Below are 24,213 nucleotides of genomic sequence, written 5' to 3' on the forward strand. Positions count from 1 at the left end.
GCGACTGGGCTGTCAGCCGACGCGGTAGTTCGGCGCTTCCTTGGTGATCTGCACGTCATGCACGTGGGACTCGGCCATGCCGGCACCGGTGATGCGCACGAATTCCGGCTTGGTGCGCATCTCGTCGATGGTCGCGCTGCCGGTGTAGCCCATGGAGGAACGCAGGCCGCCCATCAGCTGGTGGATGATCGCCGCCAGGGCGCCTTTGTAGGGCACACGGCCTTCGATACCTTCCGGCACCAGCTTCTCGGCACCGGCCGAGGAGTCCTGGAAGTAGCGGTCCGAGGAGCCCTGGGCCTGCGCCATGGCGCCCAGCGAGCCCATGCCACGGTAGGCCTTGTAGGAACGGCCCTGGAACAGCTCGACCTCACCCGGGGCCTCTTCGGTACCGGCGAACATCGAACCCATCATGACGCAGGAGGCGCCGGCGACGATGGCCTTGGACAGGTCGCCGGAGAAGCGGATGCCGCCATCGGCGATCAGCGGGACGCCAGTCCCTTCCAGGGCGGCGGCGACGTTGGCGATGGCGCTGATCTGCGGCACGCCGACACCGGCGACGATACGGGTGGTGCAGATCGAGCCCGGGCCGATACCGACCTTGACCGCGTCGGCACCGGCTTCGGCCAGGGCCTTGGCAGCGGCGCCGGTGGCGATGTTGCCGCCGATCACCTGCACCTGCGGGTAGGTTTCCTTGACCCAGCGCACGCGGTCGATCACGCCCTTGGAGTGACCGTGGGCGGTGTCGACCACCACCACGTCGACGCCCGCGGCGACCAGGGCGGCAACGCGCTCGCCGGTGTCCTTGCCGGTACCGACGGCGGCGCCGACGCGCAGGCGGCCCTGGTCGTCCTTGCTGGCCAGCGGGTAGGCCTTGGCCTTCTCGATGTCCTTGACGGTCATCATGCCCTTGAGGTTGAACTTGTCGTCGACGATCAGGACTTTTTCCAGGCGGTGCTTGTGCAGCAGCTCGCGGACTTCGTTCTTGTCGGCGCCCTCGCGCACGGTGACCAGGCGCTCTTTCGGGGTCATCACCTCGCGCACCTTGGCTTCCAGACGGCTTTCGAAGCGCACGTCACGGGAGGTGACGATACCGACCAAGTCGCCGTTCTCCAGCACCGGCACGCCGGAGATGTTGTTCAGGCGGGTCAGCTCGAACAGGTCGCGCACGGTGGCGTCGGCGTCGATGGTGATCGGGTCCTTGACCACGCCGGCCTCGAACTTCTTGACCTTGCGGACCTCGGCGGCCTGCTGCTCGATGGTCATGTTCTTGTGGATGATGCCGATGCCGCCTTCCTGGGCCATGGCGATGGCCAGGCGCGCTTCGGTCACGGTATCCATGGCGGCGGAGACCAGGGGAATGTTCAGCTCGATGCCACGGGTCAAACGGGTCTTGAGACTGACTTCATTGGGCAGTACCTCGGAATAGCCAGGTACAAGGAGGATATCGTCGAAGGTCAGGGCTTCTTGGCTGATACGCAGCATCGCGGGGGCTCCCGGGCGGGAAAAATGGAAGCGCGCCATTATACTCATCCACGCTGCCGCGCTCAATGCAAAATAAGGGCCTCTTGTCAGCTGCGAGCGTCGGGACCAAGCCGCTCGCCGCGCGTGGCTCAGCGCTTGTCGCCCAGCTTCACCTGCACCACCGCCACCGGCTGGTCCAGCCAGTCGGCGAAGGTATCGAGGAAGGCCTGGGTGAAGCCGGCCTCGCCCCAGTTGTTGAAGATGAACCCCAGGTTGGAGAAGGCGCACGGCTGCAGGTAGAGGAAGCCGTTGATGTCGTCCTCGAAGCCGCATAGCGGGCAAGTGAAGTTGTCGCTCACCCCGGGCATCCACTCCTCCAGGCTCTCGAACAGCGGTTCGCCCACCTCACGCCGACATTCGGGGCAGCCGGCCTCCTCGAGAAAACCCTCGGTAGGGGTATAGATGCAGCGCTTGAGCACCACCTCCAGGCCGTTGATCGGCTCGCCGAAGGGCAGCTTCTGCGGGTGCAGCGCCACCTTGCGCGCGCCCTCGGCCAGGGCATGGCCCATGCGGTTGCCGGTACGCCCGCAGGTGCTCAGGTGTTCCTCGACGATCTTCTCGCGCACCAGCCAGCGCAGGATCGCCCGGGCGCGGGCTTCATGCACCGGCACGGTGGACAGTTTGGGGACGATGATGCTCTGGGTGTTCATGAACGAAACGGGCCTGCGGACTGCGGTAATGGCGCAATTCTACCGCCTGCTCACCTGCCCAGATAGCGACCGATCAACGCCACGCCGCTGGCCAGCACCAGCCAGGTGACCATCGGACGAAGGCCTCGCGCGACAGCCTCATGCTCAGCCGCCGTCCAACCCACAGCCCGGCGATCTGGAACAGCGACAGCCCAAGACACTGTGGGCTTGCCGGCGATAGGGCGCGAAGCGGCCCCAAATGACCGGCACGGGGACCTGCCGGCAACCGATGCACAACCCCGCCGCGTCCTTTATGATGCCCGCCATGATCAGAGACCCTTTCGAACGACTCGGCCTGGACCGCGAGGTCCTCACCGTCAGCCAGCTCAACGGCCGCGCCCGCGTGCTGCTCGAGGACGTGTTCCGCAGCGTCTGGGTGGAAGGCGAGATTTCCAACCTCGCCCGCCCGGCCTCCGGCCATGTCTACTTCACCCTCAAGGACAGCGGCGCCCAGGTGCGCTGCGCGCTGTTCCGGCAGAATGCCGCCCGCGTGCGCCAGGCCCTGCGCGACGGCCTGGCGGTGCGGGTGCGCGGCAAGGTCTCGCTGTTCGAGGGGCGTGGCGACTACCAGTTGATCCTCGACAGCGTGGAGCCGGCCGGCGATGGCGCCTTGCGCCTGGCCTTCGAGGCACTGAAGGAGAAGCTCGGCGCCGAAGGCCTGTTCAGCGCCGAACGCAAGCGCCCCTTGCCGGCCCACCCGCAGCGCATCGGCATCGTCACCTCGCCTACTGGCGCAGTGATACGCGACATCATCAGCGTCTTTCGCCGCCGCGCGCCCCAGGTCGAATTGAACCTGATCCCCACCGCGGTGCAGGGCCGCGAGGCCATCGGCCAGATCGTCCGTGCCTTGCAGCTCGCCGACAGCCGTGGTTTCGACGCACTGATCCTGGCCCGTGGCGGCGGCTCGCTGGAAGACCTCTGGTGCTTCAACGAGGAAGCCGTGGCCCGCGCCGTGGCGGCCTGCGTGACGCCCATCGTCAGCGCCGTGGGGCATGAGACCGACGTGTCGATCAGCGACTTCGTCGCCGACGTCCGGGCCCCGACCCCATCCGCCGCCGCCGAGTTGCTCGCCCCCGACAGCAGCGGCCTGCAGCAACGTCTCGAGAGCCTGCAACGGCGCCTGCTGCTGCGCATGCGCAACCGCCTGGCCCACGACCACCTGCGCCTGGAAAGCCTGGCCCGGCGCCTGCGTCACCCGGGCGAGCGCCTGCGCCAGCAGGCCCAGCGCCTGGACGACTTGGACATGCGCCTGCGCCGCGCCTTCATGCTCGGCATGAACCAGCGCCACGAACGCCTGGCACGGCTCGACACACGCCTGTCCGCCCAGCACCCGGGGCGCACGCTGAAGCTGCTCGGCCAGCGCCTGGACAGCCTTGCCGAGCGCTTGCCGCGAGCCATGCGCGAAGTGCTCAAGGACCGTCGCCAGCGCTTCCAGGCCCAGTTGCAGACCCTGCAGGTGGTCAGCCCACTGGCGACCCTGGCGCGCGGCTACAGCATCCTGCTCGACGAGCGCGGCCAGGCCATTCGCAGCGCCGCCCAGACTCACAACGGCCAACGCCTGACCGCACGCCTGAACGAAGGCGAACTCAAGGTGCGGGTCGAGGACAATCACCAGACCCCGGTCACCCTTTCGCTACTGGACTGACACATGCCCCGCCTGCTCGCGCCCCTGCTCGCCCTGACCCTCCTGCTGCTCGGCACCAGTGCCCAGGCCAGCTACATCACCCGCCAGTTGAACAAGCCGGTACCTGGCGGCGTCGCGGTGGTCGACCTTGGCCCGGCAGCCAGCGCCCCGAGCGCACGCTTCGACGGCAAGCCGGTGCTGGTGGTCAAGGAGCAGGGCACCTGGCTGGCCATCGTCGGCATCCCCCTGACCCAGCAGCCCGGCACCGCCGTGCTCACCCAGGGCGGTCGCACCCTGCCCTTCACCGTCGTCGGCAAGAAGTACCCCGAGCAGCGCATCACCTTGAAGAACAAGCGCCAGGTCAACCCCAACCCCGAGGACCTCAAGCGCATCGACCGCGAACTGGCCGAACAGCTCAAGGCCTACCGCAGCTTCAGCCCCAACCTGCCGAGCAACCTGATCCTCGACAAGCCGGTCAACGGCCCGCTGTCGAGCCGCTTCGGCGTACGCCGTTTCTTCAATGGCGAGGAACGCAACCCGCACGCCGGGCTGGACTTCGCCGTGCCCGCCGGCACGCCGATCAAGACCCCGGCCAACGGCAAGGTGATCCTGGTGGGCGACTATTTCTTCAATGGCCGCACGGTGTTCGTCGACCATGGCCAGGGCTTCATCAGCATGTTCTGCCATATGTCCAGGATCGACGTGAAACCCGGCCAGGTGCTGCGCCGCGGCGAAGTGGTCGGCCGTGTGGGCGCCACCGGCCGGGCGACCGGGCCGCACATGCACTGGAATATCAGCCTGAACGATGCACGGGTGGACCCGGCGATCTTCATCGGGGCGTTCCAGCCCTGAGATCGGCGACATTGGGCCGCTTGCGCCCCTTGAAAAGACCGCGCAACCAACGCGGTCTTTTTGCACCCAGCAAGCGATAAAATCTCGAAAACCTACTTTTTTTGAGCATTTCTATCAATTTTTCTCGAAGGCTTGCCATCCTTCACCCCACTGGTTAGGGTTGAAGACATGAAAACGTCCACGACCCTCATTCTGCTCCGCCAACACCGCAGCCTCTGCCTGGTCAGTGCACGACTACCAGGGTGAATCGCGTCGCCTCGCCTTTTCATCTCGTTACGTCCGGCAGGCCCGATCACGGCCGCACACTAAAGGATTGCTTCCATGACCATGCTCAAAGACCCTTCGAAGAAATACCGCGCGTTCCCGACCATCGACCTGCCCGACCGCACCTGGCCGTCGAAGACCATCACCCAGGCGCCGATCTGGTGCAGCTCCGACCTGCGTGATGGCAACCAGTCGCTGATCGAGCCAATGGACTCGGAGAAGAAGCTGCGTTTCTGGAAGACCCTGGTGCAGGTAGGCGTCAAGGAAATCGAAGCGTCCTTCCCGTCCGCCTCGCAAACCGACTTCGACTTCGTGCGCACGCTGATCGAGGACGGCCACATCCCGGACGACACCACCATCCAGGTGTTGACCCAGGCCCGTGAAGACCTGATCGCCCGGACCTTCGAGTCCCTGCGCGGGGCCAAGAAGGCCATCGTCCACCTGTACAACGCCACCTCGCCGTCGTTCCGCCGCATCGTCTTCAACCAGGACAAGCAAGGCGTGAAGGACATCGCGGTGAACGCGGCCAAACTGTTCGTCAAGTACGCCGCCCAGCAGCCGGAAACCCAGTGGACGTTCCAGTACTCGCCGGAGACCTTCAGCGCCACCGAACTGGAGTTCGCCAAGGAAGTCTGCGACGCGGTGATCGAGGTGTGGAACCCGACCCCCGAGCACAAGATCATCCTCAACCTGCCGGCCACCGTCGAAGTGGCGACGCCGAACGTCTACGCCGACCAGATCGAGTGGTTCTGCCGCAACATCAGCCGTCGCGACAGCGTGATCATCAGCCTGCACACCCACAATGACCGTGGCACCGGCATCGCCGCCACCGAGCTGGGCCTGATGGCCGGCGCCGACCGCGCCGAAGGCTGCCTGTTCGGCAACGGCGAGCGCACCGGCAACGTCGACCTGGTCACCCTGGCCCTGAACCTCTACACCCAGGGCATCGACCCGCAACTGGACTTCTCCGACATCGACGGCGTGCGCAAGGTGGTCGAGGAGTGCAACCAGCTGCCGGTGCACCCGCGTCACCCGTACGTCGGCGACCTGGTCCACACCGCCTTCTCCGGCTCGCACCAGGACGCCATCCGCAAAGGCTTCGCCCAGCAGAAGGACGGCGAACTGTGGGAAGTGCCTTACCTGCCGATTGACCCGGCCGACATCGGCCGCAGCTACGAGGCGGTGATCCGCGTCAACAGCCAGTCCGGCAAGGGGGGCATCACCTACCTGCTCGAGCAGGAGTACGGCATCAGCCTGCCGCGCCGCATGCAGATCGAGTTCAGCCAGGTGGTACAAGGCGAAACCGACCGCCTGGGCCTGGAAATGACCGCCCAGCAGATCTACAGCCTGCTGCACAAGGAATACCTCCAGGCCAACACCCCGTACGCGCTGGTCAGCCATCGCCTGCAGGAAGAAAACGGCCACAGCGCGGTGGAAGTGGAAGTCGCCGGTGAAGGCGAGACCACCCTGCACTGGCGCGGCAAGGGCAACGGCGCCCTGGAAGCCCTGGTCGCCGGCTTGCCGATCGGTGTGGAGATCATGGACTACAACGAGCACGCCATCGGTGCCGGTACCAATGCCAAGGCCGCGGCCTACATCGAGCTGCGCGTGGCCGGTGGCCGTCCGGTGCATGGCGTGGGCATCGACGAAAACATCACCACCGCCAGCTTCAAGGCCCTGTTCAGCGCGCTGAACCGCTCGCTGAGCCAGCAAGCAGCGAAGGCGGCATAAGTCACACCGCAACATGCAAAGCCCCTGTCGAAAGACAGGGGCTTTCTTGTGCTCGACAGTTAGAGCGAAACGTAATTCGTTGATTTGGGCAAACCCTGTGGACATTCCGTCAACCGAATGTTCTGCGTGCGGCAGCGCTGCCCGCAGGGCTGGGTCATCTCCCTCAGAACAACTTGATCGTATAGCTCAGGATCAACCGGTTCTCATCGATATCCGTGCGGTAGTTCGATCGCGCCACCACGTTGCGGATACGTACGCCAACGCCCTCCAACGGCCCACTCTGCACCACATAGGCCAGGTCCAGGTCGCGCTCCCAGTCACGCCCCTCGAAGCCCAACCCCGTCTCCACGTCCTTGCCCTTCACATAGCGCAAGGTCGACGTCAGCCCAGGAATCCCCAGCACCACGAAGTTGTAGTCATGCCGGACCTGCCACGAACGCTCGCCCGGGGCGGCGAACTCGTAGGTGGGCAGCGTGTTGCCCAGCGGGTTGGTGTTGGCGCCGACCTGGATGAAGCCGTCGTCGCCACCGATCTGCTGGTAGCCCAGGTAGAAGGTATGCCCGCCGTGCTTGGCGGAGAACAAACCGAACAACGCATGGTTGTCGTACTCGCCGGCGATCTGCCGGCCGTCCTCGCGGGCATCGAAGTAACCTGCGTTGACCCCCAGCACCCAATCCCCCACCGGCTCGGCATGCTTGAAGCTGTAGAAACGCTGCTGGTAGATGTCCTCGAGTTGCGCCTGCCACACCCCGACACTGGTGCGGTTGTCGTTGAAGGCATAGTCGGCGCCGACGTAGTTGAAGCGGTCGCTGGTGAAACGGGCCAGGCGCTGCGGGTTGATCGGGTCGTTGACCAGGGCATACATCTTCTGGTCGTTGGACGAGTCGCGCAGGCGGGTGGAGCGGAACTGGCCCGCGCTCAGGGTCAGCCCCGGGAACTCGCGGGATTCGAGCATCGCGCCCTGGTAGGTCGGTGGCAACAGGCGCAAGTCGCTGAACACCAGCACCGGCAGGTTCGGCATTAGCTCGCCGATCTTCAGTTCGGTCTTGGAGGCCTTGAACTTGATCGCCGCACCCAGGCGGCCGTACTCGTCCGCCGACTCACCGTCGGCGTGCGTGGGCAACAATCCCGACCTGGCCCGGTCAGGGCTGCTGTCGAGCTTGATGCCGAGCAGGCCGATGACATCGACACCGACGCCGACCGTACCCTGGGTATAGCCGGAGCTGGCATTGAGGATGAAGCCCTGTGCCCATTCCTCGGTCTTCGATTGCCTGTTCGCCCCCTGGATATCGGAATAATCGCGGCTGAAGTAATAGTTGCGGGCTTGCAGGGTGGCCTGGGCACCTTCGATGAAACCGGCTTGCTCGGCGACCGACTCACCGCACAGGGCGGCGGCCAGGCAACCGCCAGTCAGGCGAACGGCCGGGTTGAGACGCTGTGACATTCGGGCATGCATGGAACGACTCCTGGATTTCGGGCAATGGCGATCCGTCGCGGTGGCCTGGGGCCAACCACGGGCGGAGTGCGACAAGGGGGATCGGCAAGCGGACCCAGGGCCCGCCTGCACTGCCGTTACGAAAGCCGGTCGGCCGCCTAGCGGTTGACCAGCTTGGCCGGCAAGGCGATCACCAGGAAGCAGCTGAGGATCAGGCAGCCTGCGAACACCCACAGCGCGGCATGGGAGGTGCCGGTAAGGTCGGTCACCAGGCCCATCAGCGAGTTGCTCACCAGGCCCGCGATGTTGGCCAGCGAGCAGGCCAGGGCGAAGCCGGTGGCCGCGGCGGTACCCTTGAGGAACGTCGCCGGCAGGCTGAAGAACACCGGTACCGCGCCGATGATCGCAGCCGAGGCGATGGAGAACAGCACCACGGTCACCACCAGGTTGTAGCTGAACAGGGTACTGCCGGCCATGGCGAACGCACCGATGACGAAGGGCACGATGATGTGCCAGCGGCGTTCGCGATGACGGTCGGAGCTCGCACCGATCATCAGCATGCCGAGCAAGGCGGCAAGGCTGGGGATGGCGGTCAGCAGGCCGATGTGGAAGGTGTCGCTGACGCCCGCGTCGCGGATGAAGGTCGGCATCCAGAAGCCCATGGCATAGGCGCTGAGCAGGATGGAAAAGTCGATGCCACCGAGCATCCACACCTTCAGGTTGAAAAAGCCATCGCGGAAACTGTGCTTGCTGCCCTTCCCTTCCGCGTCATCGGCGGCGAGATCGCTGGCCAGTTGCGCCTTGTCGTCCTCCGACAACCACTTGGCCTGCTGGAAGTTGTTGGGCAGCGCCCAGAAGGTCAGGATGCCGAGCAGCACACTCGGGATCGCCTCCAGCAAGAACAGCCATTGCCAGCCGTGCAAACCGTGCACCTGGTCGAAATGGCCCATGATCCAGCCGGAGATCGGCCCGCCGATCACGCTCGACAGCGGCAGCCCGATCATGAACAGGGCGATGATGCGCCCACGCCGGTAGGTCGGGTACCACATGGTCAGGTAGTACAGCACGCCCGGCAGGAAGCCCGCCTCGGCGGCCCCCAGCAGGAAACGCAGGATATAGAACTGGGTGGTGCTGGTGACGAACATGGTGCAGGCCGAGAGCAGGCCCCAGGTGATCATGATACGGGCGATCCAGATCTTCGCACCGACACGCTCGAGGATCAGGTTGCTGGGCACTTCGAAGATGATGTAGCCAACGAAGAACAGCCCGGCGCCCAGGCCATAGGCCGCGGTGCTGAACTGCAGGTCTTCGAGCATCTGCAGCTTGGCGAAGCCGACGTTGATGCGGTCGAGATAAGCGGCGAGATAGCAGAAGCACAGGAAGGGGATGAGCCTCCATGTGATCTTTCGATAAAGCGCTTGTGTGCCATGGTCGGCTTCGCTATGGACCGTGGTTGCATTCGCAATGGGCATTTTCTGTCTCCTGGCGGCGACTTGTGGTTGTTGTATAGGCCAGCAGTTTTCGACGCTCCGGGAGCGCCGCGAACTACAAGCGACTTTCCAGGGCAGCGTCACAAGATCCCCGAGCGCTCCTGCGGGGAGGTCGCCCAGACAGCAGGCGGCCAGGGAACGGGCTTCCCGCGCCGTTCCTCGATTGTTATGGGTGCGCCGGTCGAGTCAGCCGGCCAGGCGCGCCAGTTGTTCCATGGCTTCCTGCCGACTGACGACATCGCCGTACTTGCTGTCGATGTCGAACAGGTTGGCCTCGTGGGGAGCGGGATGGCGATCGCCCACGCATTCACGAACCACGATGGTACGGAACCCATGCTGCACGGCGTCCACCGCGCTGGCACGGATGCAGCCGCTGGTGGAGCAGCCGGCCAGCACCACGGTGTCGACCCCTTGTGCATGCAGCAGCGAGGCCAGGCTGGTACCGAAGAAGGCACTGGCGTACTGCTTGCTGATCACCGGCTCCCCTGGCCGTGGCGCCACCGGGGCGCAGAACGCCGCCAGCGGGTTGCCCTCGACCATGTCCTTCATCACCGGCGCCTTGCGCACCCAGATACCCCCATCGGCGAAATGCCCAGGCTGGTAGCGGATGTTGGTATGCACCACCAGGGTACCGCAGCCACGGGCCAGTTCCAGCAGGCCAGCGGCCTGCTCCACCGCCGACACCACGCCCGGGGCGTAGAGCGGCGCACCTGGTGTGGTGTAGCCCTGCATGAAGTCGATCAGCAGCAAGGCAGGCTTGCGGCCGAAGCCGATGCGCTGGCCCCACACGCCCTGGTAGTTGTCGCTTGCACTCTGCACGTCGCTCATTTCCGCCTCCCGACTCAGTAGGCGCCCGACAGCAAGGCACCGGCACCCGGCACCACTGGCTCCAGGTCCAGGGCCTTGAGCATGGCGTAGGTGGTGGCGATGGCCGCAGTGACCACCGGCTTGCCGGTCTGCGCCTCGACCTTGGCCACCGCCGACAGCGACTGCATCTGCACGCAGGCCGACAGCACCACCACATCGACGCCTTCCAGGTCCATGTCGGCGACGATACCGGGCAGGTTGGCCGGGTCGTGGCGGGCCACGGCGAGGTTGTCGGGGATTTCCAGCGCGCGCCAGTCCTGCACCTCGAAGCCTTCTTCACGGATGTAGTTCACCACCAGTTCGGTGAGCGGCTTCATGTAGGGCGCGACGATGGCGATGCGCTTGGCCTTCATCACGTGCAAGGCTTCGACCAGGGCACCGGCGCTGGTGATCACCGGGGCCTGCGCCTCATTGTCGGCGGTGGCCTTTTGCAGGCGCTTTTCCGACTGGCGATGGTAGCCCAGCCCCATGGCCATGATCGCCACCAGGCAGGCGTAGCCCAGCACGTCGACCTTGGCGTCGGACAGCTCGACCGCGCAACGGTCGGACTCGGCGTCCATCGCCGCCAGCTCTTCCTTCTTCACCTGTTTCATGCGCATGCGGCTGGAGTGGAAGGTGAAACGCTCGGGGCGGATGGCCTGGCGCGCCATGAGCATCGCCGGGATCTCGGTTTCCATGGTGGTGTTCGAGCTCGGCACGATCTGGCCGATGCGATACAGCTTGGTCATGTTGCGTGCTCCTTCAGACGAGAGGTTGGCCGAGGAAATCGCCGAACGCGGCGAAGAAACCTTCAAGGTCATCCCAGGGAATCATGTGCCCGGCGTTGTCGACGTGAACCACCTGGATATCCGGCTTGAGCTCGCGGATCTCGGCGATGTCCTGGGGCTGGATCACGCCGCCGCGCCCGGCCACCATCAACAGTGCCGGCTGGCTCACGGCGGGCAGGTACTGGTGGATATCCACCTCGTGGAAGTCCTCGAAGGCGCGCACGATCGCCGGCTCATGGCAGGTGTGCAGCCACTCGGCGCGCAGTTGCAGTTGCTCGTCGCTCCAGGTTGGGCAGAACGCGCGCATGTCGTCGCCGGTCATGCCGATGCTGGCCTGGCGGATCGAGTCCACGTACCACGGCAGCTTGCTCGGATACGCGCGGCGCCCCGGCCCGGAGACCGGCGGGTCCACCAGCACCAGGCACTGCAGGCCCGGTGCGCCTGCGGCGGCGGCACGGATGGCGAAACGCGCCCCCATCGAGTGGCCGAGCAGGTCATAGCGCTCAAGGCCCAGGGCCTCGGCGAACGCCGGGATGTCCGCGGCGCAGGCATCGGTGCCATAGTCCAGGCCCGGACCGCTGGAGGACAGGCCACGGCCGCGCACGTCGAGCACGTAGGTGTCGAAGTGCTGGCCCAGGCGCTCGGCCACGAAGCCCCAGGTGATCGCCGGGCTGGTGATCCCCGGCACCAGGATCAGCGCCGGGCCCTTGCCACCGTAGCGCAGGTAGTGCTGGCGGATGCCGTTGGCACTGACGTTGCCACCCTCGACGAAGGTGCTCATGCCGCTTCCCCGCTCTTGAGCTGCTGGCCGTAGAGGTCATAGCCATAGACCCACGCCGGATCTTCCTGGGTACGCAGGAAGGTGTTGGCGTTGGACACGGCCTGCACGCGCGAGGCGCGCTCCTTGCGGTTGGCCTCGTACAGGGCGAAGGCGGTGTGGTGGTCGGACAGCCCGGTTTCCTCCAGGCAGCGGGTCAGCATGGCGGCATCCTCGATGGCCATGCAGGCGCCCTGGGCCATGTGCGGCTTCATCGGGTGACAGGCGTCGCCCAGCAGCACCAGGCGGCCACGGCTCCACAGCGGCAGCGGGTTGCGGTTGCGCAGCGGCCACTTGGTGATCGACTCGGTGGAGCGGATCAGGTTCTGCACCGTCGGGTGGTAACCCTCGAAGGCCGCCAGCATCTCTTCCTGGCTGCTGTCGACGAACGGGCCCTGGAAGTCCCAGGCTTCGTGCGGCACGCCGGTGACGAAGTAGTACTCGTCCCGCTTGCCGGTGGTGTAGTAGACCATCATGTGACGGTCCTCGGTCCACCACTTCACGCAGTCTTCGAACACGTCCGAATAGCGCGCCAGTCGCTCGCCGCGGATCAGCGCCCGGTGGGCGACCCAACCGCTGTAGATCGGTGCTTCGGCGCCCAGCAGCGCTTCGCGGATCTTCGAGTGGATGCCGTCGGCACCGATGACGATGTCAGCCACGGTGCTGGTGCCGTCGGCGAAGGCCAGGCGCACCTGGTCGCCATCATCGACGATGCTTTCCAGGCGCTTGCCGAAGTGCACGGTGCCCGGCTTGATGGCGGCGATTTGCAAGGCATGCAGGTCGCCACGGTGAATGGTGATGTACGAGGCGCCGTACTCGCGACGGGCGAACTCGCCAAGGGGAATGCGCGACAGGTAGTCGCCGCTCAGGCCGTCGCGGCTGAACCAGAAGTCCGGGTGGGAGCTCATCAGCTCCAGCTTCTGCTCCAGCCCCATGCGGCGGAAGATCTTCATCACGTTCGGGCCGATGTGGATACCGGCGCCCAGCCGGGTGAACTCCGGTGCCTGCTCATAGACCTCGACGTCGAAGCCTGCCTGCTGCAACAACGTCGCGGCGGCCGCACCACCCAGCCCTGCACCGACGATCGCGATTTTCTGTCTACCCCGCATGGGCATGTCTCCTCTTGTTCTGATGGATCGCAAGCGGGAGGTCCCGCCTGGCGATTTACAGTGTATACGCTGTATTTTTTCAAAGTGAAGATGCTGCACCAGGATATTTTCAAACAACCGATTGAAGTCGACGAACGGCCTACTGTTACCGTATACATTGATAAATGTGTGCTTTCGTAACGAGCCAATACAGTGCTTGCGCTTTGTTCGGGGATGCGCTTTTCTATTGCAAATAGGGTGTACACGCTATTTATAAGCACTACAACGAAGCACGCGGCACCACCATGGTGCAACGGCCTCCCCCTTCACGCCTGACCAGGAGAAACCCGATGCCGGTTAGCAACGCAGAACTGACCCAGATGTTCGAGCACGTGCTCAAGCTGTCCCGCGTGGACGAAACCCAGAGCGTGGCCGTGCTCAAGAGCCACTATTCCGACCCACGCACGGTGAACGCGGCGATGGAAGCGGCGCAGCGCCTGAAGGCCAAGGTCTATGCGGTGGAGCTGCCGTCGTTCAACCACCCCAGGGCCATGGGCAACGACATGACCGCCTACTGCGGCGACACGGCGCTCACCGGCAACCTCGCCGCCCAGCGCGCCCTGGAAGCCGCCGACCTGATCGTCGACACCATGATGCTGCTGCACTCCCCCGAGCAGGAGCAGATCCTCAAGACCGGCACGCGCATCCTGCTGGCCGTGGAGCCGCCGGAAGTGCTGGCGCGGATGCTGCCGAACGAAGAGGACAAGCGTCGCGTGCAGGCCGCCGAGGCCATGCTCAAGCAGGCGCGCACCCTGCACGTGCGCTCCAAGGCCGGCAGCGATTTCCATGCCCCGCTGGGCCAGTACCCGGCCGTCACCGAATACGGCTACGCCGACGAACCCGGGCGCTGGGACCACTGGCCCAGCGGCTTCCTGTTCACCTGGCCGAACGAGGACAGCGCGGAGGGCACCCTGGTGCTGGACGTGGGCGACATCCTGCTGCCGTTCAAGACCTACTGCCGCGAACGCATCACCCTGGAGATCGAGAAGGGTTTCATCACCGGCATCCACGGTGGCTTCGAGGCCGAGTACCTGCGCGACTACATGAAATACTTCGACGACCCCGAGGTGTACGGCATCTCCCATATCGGCTGGGGCCTGCAACCCCGCGCCCAGTGGACCGCCATGGGCCTGCACGACCGCAACGACGGCATGTGCATGGACGCCCGCGCCTTCTATGGCAACTTCCTGTTCTCCACCGGCCCCAACACCGAGGTCGGCGGCAAGCGCAAGACGCCGTGCCACATGGATATCCCGCTGCGCAACTGCGACATCTACCTCGACGACCAGGCCGTGGTGCTGGCCGGCGACGTGGTCGCCCCCGAGGCCTCCAAAGCCCGCTAGCCCTGACCCGCGGCTTGGTTATACTGGCCGGACGCTCCGCTACCGGGGGCCGGCCAGCCCCCTCCACACAAGCCAAGCCATCACATGCCCAGAAAACCCAGCCCAGCTCCCGCCGCCCCACAGATCGACGCCACGCCCTACGATGTCACCGAACAGATCGGCCACCTGCTGCGCAAGGCCTATCAGCGGCACACGGCGATCTTCCAGCAGCAGGCCTGCGACCCGCAGCTCACCTCGATCCAGTTCGTCACCCTGTGCGCCCTGCGCGACAACGGCCCCAGCTCCCAGGCCGAGCTGATCAAGGCCACCGCGGTGGACCAGGCGACCATTCGTGGCATCGTCGAGCGCCTCAAGAGCCGTGGCCTGATCCAGCTGTCGCCAGACCCAGGCGACCGGCGCAAGGTCATCGTCGAACTCACCGAGGCGGGCAACACCCTGCTCGACGCCATGATTCCCTGCGCCCGCCGGATCAGCGAACTGAGCATGGGCAGCCTGAACGCGGCGGAGCAGGTGGCGATCCTGTTCCTGCTACGCAAGATGATCGACAGCGACGAGTCGGCTGGCTGATCCGTCCTGGGGCAGTTTTCTTCACAAGCGTTCATGCCATTGGGGGCCGCTTTGCGCCCCATGATGGCAACGCACGACTTGACTGACTGACATAGCCGCAATCATCCCTGGCCTGCTTCTTGCCTACTCATTTCATGTAGTGAGTACTTACCGAAAAAACGCACCCGTTGAGTCCTTTGGTAGCGCCCCGGTACTCGCCCATGAACGGCAAGCAACCTCCAGAGATGAGCGAACCATGCAAAAAGACATCTCCCTGCGAGTCAACGGCCAGGCAGTCGAGGTCAGCGCGACGCCCGACACGCCACTGCTCCTGGTCCTGCGCAACGACCTGTGCCTGAACGGCCCGAAATACGGCTGCGGCCTGGGCGAATGCGGCGCCTGCACGGTGATCATCGACGGCGTCGCGGCACGCGCCTGCGTGATCCCGCTGTCCGGTGCCGAAGGCCGCGATATCACCACCCTCGAAGGGCTCGGCAGCAAGGCCGCGCCGCACCCGGTGCAGCAGGCGTTCATCGACGAGCAGGCAGCGCAATGCGGCTACTGCATGAACGGCATGATCATGACCGCCAAGGCCCTGCTCGACCGCATCCCCAACCCCAACGACGAACAGATCCGCAACGAACTGTCCGGCAACCTCTGCCGCTGCGGCACCCACGTCGAAATCCTGCGCGCCGTGCGTCGCGCAGCCGGCCGCCAGGCCTGAGCCCGGAGACAAGCATGAATCACTCACAGCAGGTTCCCACCCGCGACCAGTTGCTGGCCAAGACCGGCGTACTGCTCATCGTCGACGAGATCGTCCCACCCTCGGGCCCGGTGGCCAAGGGCGCGACGCCGGAGGTCAAGGACAAGGAGTTGGCGCTGTTCCTAGCCGTCAGTGACGATGGAACGGTCTACGCCTTCAACGGCCACGTGGACCTGGGCACCGGCATCCGCACCTCGCTGGCGCAGATCGTCGCCGAGGAACTGGACCTGCGCATGGACCAGGTGCACATGGTGCTCGGCGATACCGAGCGGGCACCGAACCAGGGCGCCACCATCGCCAGCGCCACCCTCCAGATTTCCGCCGTGCCGCTGCGCAACGCGGCGGCGGAGGCACGGCGCTTCCTCCTGCGACGAGCAGCGCAGCAGCTGGCTGCCGATGTTGAGCAACTGCGCATCGACGACGGCGTGGTGATCGCTGGCGACGGCCGTGCACTGACGTTCGCCGAGCTGGTGCGCGGCGAACACCATCGACTGCGCATCAGCGGCGACGCGCCGCTCAAGCGCATCGAGGACTACCGCCTGGTCGGCCGTAGTGCCGCGCGCGTGGACATCCCCGGCAAGGCCACCGGCGAGCTGACCTACGTCCACGACATGCGCCTGCCCGACATGCTTCATGGCCGCGTGGTACGCCCGCCCTACGCCGGCTACGACAGCGGCGAATTCGTCGGCAACAGCCTGCTGGCAGTGGACGAATCGTCGATCGCCCATATCCCCGGCGTGGTCGCGGTGGTGGTGATCCGCGATTTCGTCGGCGTGGTCGCCCAGCGCGAAGAACAGGCAATGCGTGCCGCGCACGAACTGAAGGTCAGCTGGAAACCCTGGACCGGCAAGCTTCCCGACCTGTCCGACGTGGCCCAGGCGATCCGCGACAACCCTAGGGTCCAGCGCACCGTGCTGGACAAGGGCGATGTCGACGCCGGCATCGCCAACGCCAGCCAGCGCCTGAGCCGGAGCTACCTGTGGCCGTACCAGTTGCACGGCTCGATCGGCCCGTCCTGCGCGCTGGCCGACTACACCGAAGGGCAGATCCGCGTCTGGTCCGGTACCCAGAACCCGCACCTGCTGCGCGCCGACCTGGCATGGCTGGTGGAATGCCCGGAAGAACGCATCGAGATCATCCGCATGGAAGCGGCCGGATGCTACGGGCGCAACTGCGCCGACGATGTCTGCGCCGATGCGCTGCTGTTGTCACGCGCAGTGGGCCGGCCGGTGCGGGTGCAACTGACCCGCGAGCAGGAGCATGTGTGGGAACCCAAGGGCACGGCGCAACTGATGGAGATCGATGGCGGGCTCAACGCCGACGGCAGCGTGGCCGCCTACGACTTCCAGACCAGCTACCCGTCCAATGGCGCCCCCACCCTCGCCCTGCTGCTGACAGGAGCCGTGGAGCCGGTGCCGGCGCTGTTCGAGATGGGCGACCGTACCTCGATCCCGCCCTACGACTACGAACACATGCGCGTCACCATCAACGACATGACCCCGCTGGTGCGTGCCTCGTGGATGCGCGGCGTATCGGCCTTGCCCAACAGCTTCGCCCATGAGTCGTACATCGACGAGCTGGCCTTCGCCGCGGGCGTCGACCCGGTCGAGTACCGCCTCAAGCACCTGTCCGACCCACGGGCCATCGACCTGGTCAAGGCCACTGCCGAGCGCGCCGGCTGGCAACCCCACGACGCCCCCATGCAGACCCCGGCCGAGGGTGACGTGCTGCGCGGTCGGGGCTTTGCCTATGCGCGCTACATCCACAGCAAGTTCCCCGGTTTCGGTGCGGCCTGGGCGGCCTGGGTCGCCGATGTCGCGGTGGACCGGCGCACCGGCGAAGTGGCGGTGACCCGCGTGGTGATCGGCCATGACGCCGGCATGATGGTCAACCCGGAAGGGGTGCGGCACCAGATCCACGGCAATGTGATCCAGTCCACCAGCCGGGTGCTCAAGGAGCAGTTGAGTTTCGAAGACTCGAAAGTGGCGAGCAAGGAATGGGGTGGCTACCCGATCCTCACCTTCCCCGAGGTTCCGGACATCGACGTGATGATGCTGCCGCGCCAGCACGAGCCCCCCATGGGCAGCGGCGAATCGGCCTCGGTGCCAAGCGCCGCGGCTATCGCCAATGCCATCTTCGATGCCACCGGCATCCGCTTCCGTGAGCTGCCGATCACCGCCGAACGGGTACGTGCGGCGCTGGGCGGCGATGGTCCCGGCAACGACACGCCAGCGCCCGGCGAGGTGAAGACCAAGCGCTCGAAGTGGTGGTTCGGCTCGCTCGCCGGCCTGTTCGGCGCCGCCCTGGGCATGGCCGCCACCGCCCTGCCCTGGCGCGCCGAGATCGCCCCGGTGACGCCGCCTGCAGCCGGCAGCTGGTCGGCGTCGATGCTCGAACGGGGGCGCCAGGTGGCTGCCGCGGGCGATTGCGCGGTCTGCCACACGGTGAGCGGCGGCAAGGTCAATGCCGGCGGGCTGGCGATGGAAACACCCTTCGGCACGTTGTACAGCACCAACATCACCCCTGACCCGGAAACCGGTATCGGCCGCTGGTCGTTCGCGGCCTTCGAGCGAGCCATGCGCGAAGGCATCAGCCGCGATGGCCGGCACCTGTATCCGGCCTTCCCCTATACCTCGTTTCGCAACATCACCGACGGCGACATGCAAGCACTGTATGCCTACCTGATGTCCCAGGCCCCGGTACGCCAGGAAGCGCCCGCCAACCAGATGCGCTTCCCATTCAACCAACGCCCGCTGATGGCTGGCTGGAACGCGCTGTTTCTCAAGCGCGGCGAGTACCAGCCCGACCCGCAGCGCAGTGCACAGTGGAACCGTGGTGCCTACCTGGTCGACGGCCTGGGCCACTGCACCGCCTGCCACTCGCCGCGCAACCTGATGGGCGCCGAAAAGGCCGGCAGCAGCTATCTGGCCGGCGGCAAGGTCGACGGCTGGGAAGCACCGGCCCTCAATGCCTTGGGCACGTCGTCGATACCCTGGAGCGAACGCGAGCTGTTCGACTACCTGCGTACCGGTTTCTCTGACAAGCACGGCGTCGCCGCCGGCCCCATGGGCCCTGTGGTCAGCGAACTGGCCACCCTGCCGGAAAGCGACGTACGCGCCATCGCCCATTACCTGGCCTCCCTCGACGGCGAGCCACGAGCGGTAGCGGCCAAGGCACCGCCCCAGGCGGACACACAGGTGTCGCTGAGCAATGGCGAACGGGTGTTCAAGGGCGCCTGCCAGGCCTGCCACAGCGATGGCCTGGGACCGAAGCTGTTCGGCGTCAGCCCGTCGATGGCGGTCAACAGCAACGTCCACAGCGACCTGCCGGACAACCTGCTGCGCGTGGTGCTGCACGGCATCCCGACCCCGGCGACCCGCGACCTGGGCTACATGCCGGGCTTCAGGGACAGCCTGTCGGATCGGCAAGTGGCAGACCTGGCAGCCTACCTGCGCCAACGCTTCGCCGCCGACAAACCGGCCTGGGAAGGGTTGCAGGCCAGGAGCGCACAGGTACGCGCCAACCCCGGCAGCCACTGAGCCTCAGCGGCGCAGGCCGCGCAGGGCCAGGTCGCTGATGAAGTGCAGCCAGTCGTCCTTGGCGCGCTTGTCGGTGAGGTCCTCGGCGAGGAACGAGCTCAAGGTGTAGCAATTGGAGTTATAGAAGTAGCAGAGCGAGGCGATCATCAGGTAGGCGTGCTTGATGTCGATGTCGTCGCGAAACAGGCCCTTGGCCTGCCCGGCTTCGATGATCGGCCGCAACACGCCGACCGCCTCGCCCGACAGCGCCTGCAGGTTCAGGGATTTGCGGGCGTGCTGGCCCTGGTGCAGGTTCTCGGTGGCAAGGATGGTGACGAACTCCGGGTGACGCAGGTAGTAGTCCCAGATGAACGCCACCAACTGGCGCAGCGCGGCCTCGGGGTCGGCGAGGTCGAGCCGCAGCTTGCCCTCGGCCTTGTTGAAGCTGGCGTAGATATGTTCCAGCACGCTGATGAACAGCTTCTCCTTGTTACCGAAGTAGTAATAGATCATCCGGTCGTTGGACTTGGCCAGCTTGGAGATTTGCTCGATGCGCCCGCCGCTGAAGCCGTGCTTGCTGAACACCCGCACCGCCGCCTTGAGGATGCTGTCCTTGGTACGGTCGGCCTGCTGGGCACGAACGCCGGTTTTGCGATTCTGCATGTTGGTCCCTGTGGGGCAGTGCCAGATGGCCCGGATAGTACCAACACTGCCACAGGGCTCGCGCCCCTGCGCGACTTTTCTGGCGCGATGCACACCCTTTGGAACGAGGTAGCGGAACATGCGGCATCTCGACTTGCAGGTCATAGACCAGGCGCTGCAATGGGCCCGATCGGGCCAGCCGGTGTGGCTGTGCACGGTGCTCTCCACCTATGGCTCGGCACCCCGCTCACCAGGCGCGATGCTGGTCAGCCGGGGCGTGGACGGGTACGTCGGGTCGTTGTCCGGCGGCTGTGTGGAAGAAGAGTTCCTGGAGAGCCTCGCACGGGGCGCATTCGCCCGACAGGCGCAGGTGGTACGCTACGGCGATGGCCAGGAACAGAGCCGGCGCCTGCGCCTGCCCTGCGGCGGCGTCTTGGTGGTGTTGGTGGAGCACCGAGCGCCGGATAGCGACTGGCTGGAGCACCTCGAGGCCCTGCGTAGCGCGCTGCTCGGCCAGCGTCGGCTATCACGCCAGGTGAGCCTGGCAGATGGCGCCTTGCGCATCGACACCCACGGCGGCCAGGGCAATGCCCGCGTACGCCTGCTCGATGATGCGGTGCATATCGACATCGGCCCGGCCCTGCGCCTGGTGCTGGCCGGCCTGTCGCCGGTGGCCGAAGCCTGCGCCGACATCGCCCGTACGCTCGGCTGCGAGGTGATCGCATGCGATCCCCGGGAAGAAATGGCGCACGTGCAGCTCGACGGCGTGCAGATGCACCGCATCCTGCCTTCGATGTACATCGCAGCGCACGGCTGCCATGCCGCGACGGCCGTGGTGGCGCTGACCCACGACCCGAAGATCGACGACCTGGCGTTGATGGAGGCGGTCAACACCCCGGCCTTCTACATCGGCGCCATGGGCTCGACCACCACCTCGGCCCGCCGCGCCGAACGCCTGCGGCGCATTGGCGGGCTGACCGACGCACAGATCGAACGCCTGCACATGCCCATCGGGCTGGACCTTGGCAGCAAGTCGCCAGCGGAGATCGCCCTGGCGGTGATGGCGGATGTGCTGCGGGTGTATCGGGGCAAGGCGCGGCATGCGTTGTAGCGGTGCGCAAGGGACGCCGAGCGGCCCCAATGGCGCTGGCACCGGGCCTACCCCACGATGCCTTCTGCCAGGCAAAAAAAGGGGCGCCGACCAAGCGCCCCATAAGCCGTGCAGCACACAACAAATACGATTTCAGTCCAGCAGGGCCATGGCCTCGGCACTGCAGGCCTCGATCCGCGCCCAGTCGCCGTTCTTGATCCAGCTGCTGTCGAGCATCCAGGTCCCCCCCACGCACATGACGTTGGGCAGGGCCATGTAGTTGCGCACATTGGCCGGGTTGACGCCGCCAGTCGGGCAGAAACGAATGTCGCCGAACGGGCCGGCGTAGGCTTTGATCGCCGCCACCCCACCACTGATCTCGGCGGGGAACAACTTGAAGCGCCGGTAGCCGAGGGCGTAGCCCATCATGATTTCCGACGGCGTGCTGATGCCCGGCAGCAGCGGGATGTCGCTGTCCACGCCTGCTTCGAGGATGTCCTGGGTGACCCCGGGAGTCACCACGAACTGCGCGCCAGCGGCCTCGACGGCGGCGAACATGCCGCGGTCCAGCACGGTACCGGCACCGATGCACAGCTCCGGCCGCTGCTCGCGCAGCACGCGGATGGCCTTAAGGCCGTGCTCGGAACGCAACGTCACCTCCAGGGTGCGGATGCCACCGGCGGCCAGGGCGTCGGCCAGGGGCAGGATGTCTTCCTCACGGGCGATGGTGATCACCGGCAGGATGCGCGCCTGGCCACAGATCGCGTCGATCCGGGCGGCTTTCTCGGCCATCGAGAGCAGAGGCTGTGGGCGTTCAAGCGTGGTCATGAGAGTGGATCCTTGGCTCATGGGCACCAGTAGATGTCCAGGGGGTCGTGAAGAAAGGCGCGAATCGGCATTTCGGTTGGGTCGGCGCCCGCCAGGGCGGCGCGCAGGGTAGCGAGTTTGCCCGGGCCTTGCACGGACAGGGCGATGAAGCCGGCGCTGGCCAGCAGTGCGCGGCTCATGCTCAGGCGCTGGCGCGGCACGCTCGGCGCCAGCATCGGCAGGCAGCGGCGCGTGCCGGCAGGGTCCAGGCCTTCGGCCAGGTTGGGGCTGGCCGGGAACAGCGACGCCGTGTGGCCGTCGTCGCCCATGCCCAGCACCAGCACATCGATCGGCGGCAGCTCGGCCAGGGCCTGGTCGGCCAGGGCAGCGGCGGCCTCGAGGTTGTCAGCGCAGTGGTACAAACCGACGAAGCGTGCCTTGGCCGCCTCGCCCGTGAACAAGTGACGCGCCAGCAGCCCGGCGTTGCTGTCGGCATGCGCCACCGGCACCCAGCGCTCGTCGGCCAGGCTCACGGTGACCTTGGCCCAATCCAGCGGCTCGCCGGCCAGGCGCTCGAGAAACGGCACCGGGCTGCGCCCGCCAGACAGCACCAGGCAGGCCTGGCCCTTGGCAGCGATGGCCTGGCGCAGGCGCTCGGCCACATCACCGGCCAGGGTCTCGGCCAGCGTGGCGGAGTCCGCCAGTGAGTGCGCCTTCACCTGCGCAGGCAATTGCAGTTCAGATATCGCCATACCACGCCCTCCCATCGCGTGTAATCAGAGCGATCGAGCTCATCGGCCCCCAGGATCCAGCCGCATAGGGCTTGGGGGCGTCGCCGGCGTTCTTCCAGCCGGCGATCAGCTGGTCGCACCATTTCCAGGCATATTCGATCTCGTCCTTGCGCACGAACAGGTTCTGGTTGCCGCGCATCACTTCCAGCAGCAAGCGCTCGTAGGCATCGGGAATCCGCGCGCTGCGCCAGGTATCGGAGAAATTCAGCTGCAGCGGCCCGCTGCGCAGTTGCATGCCTTTGTCCAGGCCCTGTTCCTTGGTCATCACCCGCAAGGAAATGCCTTCGTCCGGTTGCAGGCGGATGATCAGTTTGTTACCGATCTGCAAACGCTGTTCCGGGGCGAAGATGTAGTGCGGCGTTTCCTTGAAATGGATGACGATCTGCGACAGTTTCTGCGGCATGCGCTTGCCGGTGCGCAGGTAGAACGGCACGCCCGACCAGCGCCAGTTGCGGATATCGGCACGCAGGGCGACGAAGGTCTCGGTATCGCTGGCGGCGTTGGCGTTGTCCTCTTCCAGGTAGCCTGGCACCGGCTTGCCATCGCTGTAGCCGGCGATGTACTGGCCCCGCACCACGCAGGTGCTCAGGGCCTCGCCGGTGATCGGCGCCAGGGCCTTGAGCACCTTGACCTTCTCGTCGCGGATGCTGTCGGCCGACAGGTCGCTGGGCGGGTCCATGGCGATCAGGCAGAGCAGCTGCAACAGGTGGTTCTGGATCATGTCGCGCAGCTGGCCAGCCTTGTCGAAGTAGCCCCAGCGCCCCTCGATACCGACCTTCTCGGCCACGGTGATCTCCACGTGGGAGATAGAGTTCTGGTTCCACTGGGTTTCGAACAGGCTGTTGGCGAAACGCAGGGCGATCAGGTTCTGCACCGTCTCCTTGCCCAGGTAGTGGTCGATGCGATAGACGCGGCTCTCCGGGAAGAAGCGCGCCACGGCGTCGTTGACCCGGCGCGACGACTCCAGGTCGTGGCCGATGGGCTTCTCCAGCACCACCCGGGCACGATCGGCCAGGCCGGCCTTGTCGAGGTTCTCGCAGATCGCCCCATAGACTGCCGCCGGCGTGGCGAAGTAGGCGATCAACGGCAGCTCGCCGGCAACCTGCTCGGCCAGGGCCTGGTAGCCCTCGGGCTGGAGGAAGTCCAGGCGCAGGTAGCTCAGGCGGCCGAGGAATCGCCCCAGGGTCGCCGCCTCGATGTCCGCCTCGGGCACGAAGCGGCGCAGGTGCGCCTCGATGGTCGCCAGGTGCTGCTCGCCGTCGCCTGCCTCGCGGGCCAGCGCCAGCAGGCGGGAATCGGCGTGCAGCAGGCCGGCACGGTCGAGCTGGTAGAGCGCGGGGAACAGCTTGCGCAGTGCCAGGTCGCCGAGGGCGCCAAACAGGGCAAAGGTGCAAGGTTCTACACTGATCGCAGCCATGATGTTGGTTCTTTCCTAAAGTTGACCTAGGAATATCGTGTTCAAACACGATTTTCAAGGGGTAATGTAGTAAAAACTACAACATTACCGA

20 protein-coding genes and 1 pseudogene are annotated in these 24,213 nt (G+C 65.9%); 8 read left to right on the forward strand and 13 right to left on the reverse strand.

Features of this window, described 5'->3' with window-relative positions:
* Positions 1–12 precede the first annotated feature (12 nt).
* The 3 genes and pseudogenes from guaB to WCE05_RS13825 all read right to left on the reverse strand — a co-directional run.
* A complete protein-coding gene (gene guaB / locus WCE05_RS13815) occupies positions 13–1,482 on the reverse strand; it encodes an IMP dehydrogenase (RefSeq protein ID WP_225787250.1) in 1,470 nt (489 codons plus the stop codon).
* 128 nt (positions 1,483–1,610) lie between these two features.
* Complete coding sequence (locus WCE05_RS13820) at positions 1,611–2,171, reverse strand: sugar ABC transporter ATPase (protein ID WP_368816057.1); 561 nt, start codon at positions 2,169–2,171, stop codon at positions 1,611–1,613.
* Positions 2,172–2,221: 50 nt separating this feature from the next.
* Positions 2,222–2,364, reverse strand: a pseudogene (locus WCE05_RS13825) (hypothetical protein); the annotation flags it as partial.
* A 111-nt stretch (positions 2,365–2,475) separates the two neighbouring features.
* On the opposite strand from WCE05_RS13825, the gene xseA reads away from it, so the two are divergent.
* From xseA to leuA, 3 genes are all read left to right on the forward strand, one after another.
* Positions 2,476–3,855 (forward strand): exodeoxyribonuclease VII large subunit, encoded by a 1,380-nt coding sequence (gene xseA / locus WCE05_RS13830; protein WP_368816058.1) that lies wholly within the window; start codon positions 2,476–2,478, stop codon positions 3,853–3,855.
* 3 nt (positions 3,856–3,858) lie between these two features.
* Positions 3,859–4,686 carry a M23 family metallopeptidase gene (locus WCE05_RS13835; protein WP_253081236.1) on the forward strand — a complete coding sequence of 276 codons (828 nt, stop codon included), beginning with the start codon at positions 3,859–3,861 and terminating at the stop codon, positions 4,684–4,686.
* Positions 4,687–5,007: 321 nt separating this feature from the next.
* Positions 5,008–6,681: a 2-isopropylmalate synthase gene (leuA, locus tag WCE05_RS13840; RefSeq protein ID WP_225787245.1), complete on the forward strand. Its 1,674-nt coding sequence runs from the start codon at positions 5,008–5,010 to the stop codon at positions 6,679–6,681.
* A gap of 163 nt (positions 6,682–6,844) precedes the next feature.
* Here leuA and WCE05_RS13845 read toward each other — a convergent pair whose 3' ends face one another.
* The 6 genes from WCE05_RS13845 to WCE05_RS13870 all read right to left on the reverse strand — a co-directional run bounded on the left by WCE05_RS13845 (position 6,845) and on the right by WCE05_RS13870 (position 13,166).
* On the reverse strand, positions 6,845–8,137 hold the full coding sequence (locus tag WCE05_RS13845) for an OprD family porin (RefSeq protein WP_225787244.1): 1,293 nt from the start codon (positions 8,135–8,137) through the stop codon (positions 6,845–6,847).
* Positions 8,138–8,274: 137 nt separating this feature from the next.
* Entirely contained in the window at positions 8,275–9,588 is a 1,314-nt protein-coding gene (locus tag WCE05_RS13850) for an MFS transporter (RefSeq protein ID WP_225787243.1), read from the reverse strand.
* Positions 9,589–9,792: 204 nt separating this feature from the next.
* On the reverse strand, positions 9,793–10,434 hold the full coding sequence (locus tag WCE05_RS13855) for an N-carbamoylsarcosine amidohydrolase (protein WP_225787242.1): 642 nt from the start codon (positions 10,432–10,434) through the stop codon (positions 9,793–9,795).
* A gap of 14 nt (positions 10,435–10,448) precedes the next feature.
* Complete coding sequence (locus tag WCE05_RS13860; RefSeq protein WP_225787241.1) at positions 10,449–11,201, reverse strand: Asp/Glu racemase; 753 nt, start codon at positions 11,199–11,201, stop codon at positions 10,449–10,451.
* 13 nt (positions 11,202–11,214) lie between these two features.
* Complete coding sequence (gene nicD / locus WCE05_RS13865; RefSeq protein WP_253167702.1) at positions 11,215–12,021, reverse strand: N-formylmaleamate deformylase; 807 nt, start codon at positions 12,019–12,021, stop codon at positions 11,215–11,217.
* Positions 12,018–13,166, reverse strand: a complete 1,149-nt coding sequence (locus WCE05_RS13870; RefSeq protein WP_253081240.1) for an FAD-dependent monooxygenase — start codon at positions 13,164–13,166, stop codon at positions 12,018–12,020. Before WCE05_RS13870 ends, nicD begins: the two co-directional genes overlap by 4 nt.
* A 329-nt stretch (positions 13,167–13,495) precedes the next feature.
* Between WCE05_RS13870 and WCE05_RS13875 the strand changes: the two genes are divergently transcribed.
* The 4 genes from WCE05_RS13875 (at position 13,496) to WCE05_RS13890 (ending at position 19,396) form a co-directional block, all read left to right on the forward strand.
* A complete protein-coding gene (locus WCE05_RS13875; RefSeq protein WP_225787238.1) occupies positions 13,496–14,548 on the forward strand; it encodes a 2,5-dihydroxypyridine 5,6-dioxygenase in 1,053 nt (350 codons plus the stop codon).
* Between the two features lie 84 nt (positions 14,549–14,632).
* Entirely contained in the window at positions 14,633–15,115 is a 483-nt protein-coding gene (locus tag WCE05_RS13880) for a MarR family winged helix-turn-helix transcriptional regulator (protein WP_225787237.1), read from the forward strand.
* Between the two features lie 235 nt (positions 15,116–15,350).
* The gene (locus tag WCE05_RS13885; RefSeq protein WP_253090597.1) at positions 15,351–15,818 is read left to right on the forward strand and encodes a (2Fe-2S)-binding protein; all 468 of its coding nucleotides are present in this window, start codon (positions 15,351–15,353) and stop codon (positions 15,816–15,818) included.
* 14 nt (positions 15,819–15,832) lie between these two features.
* A complete protein-coding gene (locus WCE05_RS13890) occupies positions 15,833–19,396 on the forward strand; it encodes a molybdopterin cofactor-binding domain-containing protein (RefSeq protein ID WP_368816059.1) in 3,564 nt (1,187 codons plus the stop codon).
* 3 nt (positions 19,397–19,399) lie between these two features.
* On the opposite strand, the gene WCE05_RS13895 is transcribed toward WCE05_RS13890, so the two are convergent.
* The gene (locus tag WCE05_RS13895; RefSeq protein ID WP_225787234.1) at positions 19,400–20,038 is read right to left on the reverse strand and encodes a TetR family transcriptional regulator; all 639 of its coding nucleotides are present in this window, start codon (positions 20,036–20,038) and stop codon (positions 19,400–19,402) included.
* A gap of 118 nt (positions 20,039–20,156) precedes the next feature.
* Here WCE05_RS13895 and WCE05_RS13900 point away from each other — a divergent pair, with 118 nt between their 5' ends.
* Positions 20,157–21,128 carry an XdhC family protein gene (locus tag WCE05_RS13900; RefSeq protein ID WP_368816060.1) on the forward strand — a complete coding sequence of 324 codons (972 nt, stop codon included), beginning with the start codon at positions 20,157–20,159 and terminating at the stop codon, positions 21,126–21,128.
* A gap of 132 nt (positions 21,129–21,260) precedes the next feature.
* On the opposite strand, the gene WCE05_RS13905 is transcribed toward WCE05_RS13900, so the two are convergent.
* Genes WCE05_RS13905 through zwf form a run of 3 tightly spaced genes read right to left on the reverse strand, consistent with a single transcriptional unit; the run spans position 21,261 to position 24,122 of the window.
* Positions 21,261–21,935 carry a bifunctional 4-hydroxy-2-oxoglutarate aldolase/2-dehydro-3-deoxy-phosphogluconate aldolase gene (locus tag WCE05_RS13905; protein WP_225787232.1) on the reverse strand — a complete coding sequence of 225 codons (675 nt, stop codon included), beginning with the start codon at positions 21,933–21,935 and terminating at the stop codon, positions 21,261–21,263.
* Positions 21,936–21,952: 17 nt separating this feature from the next.
* Complete coding sequence (pgl, locus tag WCE05_RS13910) at positions 21,953–22,666, reverse strand: 6-phosphogluconolactonase (RefSeq protein ID WP_253090595.1); 714 nt, start codon at positions 22,664–22,666, stop codon at positions 21,953–21,955.
* Complete coding sequence (zwf, locus tag WCE05_RS13915) at positions 22,653–24,122, reverse strand: glucose-6-phosphate dehydrogenase (protein ID WP_225787230.1); 1,470 nt, start codon at positions 24,120–24,122, stop codon at positions 22,653–22,655. The genes pgl and zwf overlap by 14 nt, the downstream gene beginning before the upstream one ends.
* Positions 24,123–24,213 lie beyond the last annotated feature (91 nt).

It is taken from the genome of Pseudomonas sp. I2 (genome assembly GCF_040984075.1).
Taxonomy (GTDB): Bacteria; Pseudomonadota; Gammaproteobacteria; order Pseudomonadales; family Pseudomonadaceae; genus Aquipseudomonas; species Aquipseudomonas guariconensis_B.